3 protein-coding genes and 1 other annotated feature (1 of these 4 cut by a window edge) are annotated in these 1,909 nt (G+C 62.5%); of the genes, 2 read left to right on the top strand and 1 reads right to left on the bottom strand.

Features of this window, described 5'->3' with window-relative positions; all coding sequences use genetic code 11:
- Positions 1 to 1,237: nitrite reductase large subunit NirB family protein (locus AYR66_RS00460; RefSeq protein ID WP_474647524.1), on the top strand; the 1,237-nt coding region annotated here is incomplete at its 5' end.
- A gap of 10 nt (positions 1,238 to 1,247) precedes the next feature.
- Positions 1,248 to 1,595 (top strand): nitrite reductase small subunit NirD, encoded by a 348-nt coding sequence (gene nirD / locus AYR66_RS00455; RefSeq protein ID WP_088705862.1) that lies wholly within the window; start codon positions 1,248 to 1,250, stop codon positions 1,593 to 1,595.
- Positions 1,596 to 1,623: 28 nt separating this feature from the next.
- Here nirD and AYR66_RS30315 read toward each other — a convergent pair whose 3' ends face one another.
- Complete coding sequence (locus tag AYR66_RS30315) at positions 1,624 to 1,758, bottom strand: ATP-binding protein (RefSeq protein ID WP_272938316.1); 135 nt, start codon at positions 1,756 to 1,758, stop codon at positions 1,624 to 1,626.
- Positions 1,754 to 1,909: a sequence feature (16S ribosomal RNA rRNA prediction is too short), on the bottom strand (it continues 164 nt past the right edge of the window). Its footprint overlaps the gene before it by 5 nt.

Below are 1,909 nucleotides of genomic sequence, written 5' to 3'. Positions count from 1 at the left end.
CGCGGTCGCCGGCGGCGCGACCAACGTGGTCGACCTCAAGTCATGCACCAAGGCCGGCACCGCCTGCGGCGGTTGCGTACCGCTGGTGACGCAGGTGATGAAGGCCGAAATGAAGAAGCAGGGCCTGGCCGTCAACAACCATGTCTGCGAACACTTCGCGTATTCGCGCCAGGAGCTGTTCCACCTGGTCCGCGTGGAGAAGATCAAGACGTTCGACGCGCTGCTGGAAGCGCACGGCCATGGCCTCGGCTGCGATATCTGCAAGCCGCTTGCCGCCAGCATCTTTGCCTCCTGCTGGAACGACTTCGTCCTCAAGAAGGACCACGCCAGCCTTCAGGACTCGAACGATTACTTCCTCGGCAACATCCAGAAAGACGGCACCTACTCGGTCGTGCCGCGCATGCCGGGCGGTGAAGTCACACCAGACGGCCTGATGGCAGTGGCGCAGGTCGCCAAGAAGTACGGCCTGTACACCAAGATCACCGGCGGTCAGCGCGTTGACCTGTTTGGCGCGCGTGTCGAGCAGCTTCCCGCCATCTGGGAAGAACTGATTGCTGCCGGATTCGAATCCGGTCACGCGTACGGCAAGTCGCTGCGCACCGTGAAATCCTGCGTCGGGTCGACCTGGTGCCGTTACGGCGTCGACGACAGCGTCGGCCTCGCGATCGAACTGGAGAACCGCTACAAGGGCCTGCGTGCGCCGCACAAGATCAAGTTCGGCGTATCCGGCTGCACCCGCGAGTGCGCCGAAGCGCAGGGCAAGGATGTCGGCGTGATCGCCACCGAAAAGGGCTGGAACCTGTACGTCTGCGGCAACGGCGGCATGAAGCCGCGCCACGCCGAGCTGCTGGCTTCCGACCTCTCCAAGGACGAACTGGTGCGCTACATCGACCGCTTTCTGATGTTCTATATCCGCACCGCCGACCGTCTGCAGCGCACCAGCGTCTGGCGCGACAACCTTGAGGGTGGCCTGGATTACCTGAAGGACGTGGTCATCAAGGACAAGCTGGGCATCGCCGCCGAACTGGAAGCCGACATGCAGCACGTGGTCGACACCTACCAGTGCGAATGGAAGAGCGCGGTGACGGACCCGGAGACGCGCAAGCGCTTCCGCCAGTTCGTCAACAGCGACCAGCAGGACGAGACCGTCGAGTTCGTCGAAGAGCGCGGCCAGATCCGTCCGGCAAAGCCCGAAGAACGCAAGAACGTCATTCCCATCATTGCAAAGGCAGCCTGAGGCAGAAACCATGAGCCACGATCACAAAGCCATTACCTGGAGCGCCGTCTGCTCCGTCGATGACCTTGTCCCGAACACCGGCGTTTGCGCGCTAGTGCAGGACCGCCATGTGGCGGTCTTTCATGTGAAGGACGGCACGGACCGCCTGTTCGCGATCGACAACTTCGATCCGAATTCGCAGGCCAGTGTGTTGTCGCGGGGACTGGTTGGCAACCTTGGCGAGCGCATCGTCGTCGCGTCGCCGATTTACAAGCATCACTTCGACCTGAAGAACGGTCAATGCCTGGAATCGCCTGAAAACTCGGTCAATGCGTACCCGGTGCGCGTCGAGAAAAGGACGGTCTGGGTCGGCGTTTGACCCGATGCCGCCGGCGATCCGGCGGTTTTCAATCCTTCCACTTCGCCATGGTCACCGTCGTGCCTTTTCCGATTTCGGTGGTGACCGCGAAGTCATCCATCAGGCGCCGCGCGGCACCCATCCCGATGCCAAGGCTGTTGCGGGTCGAATAGCCGTCGCGCATCGCAGCATCCAGGTCGGGGATCCCGGGGCCCTTGTCTGCCACAACGACCGCAACTCCTCTCCGTGCTCCGTCCTGCAGCAAGCGCAGGTTGATCCAGGCCTGCTGGCCGTGAAAGAGGGCGTTCATGGCGATTTCCGAAACGGCGGTTGCC

The organism is Noviherbaspirillum denitrificans (assembly GCF_002211445.1).
In the GTDB taxonomy this organism is placed as follows: domain Bacteria; phylum Pseudomonadota; class Gammaproteobacteria; order Burkholderiales; family Burkholderiaceae_D; genus Noviherbaspirillum; species Noviherbaspirillum denitrificans.
Note: the sequence above shows the minus strand (reverse complement) of the source record. Positions and strands in the feature narration are given on the sequence as shown.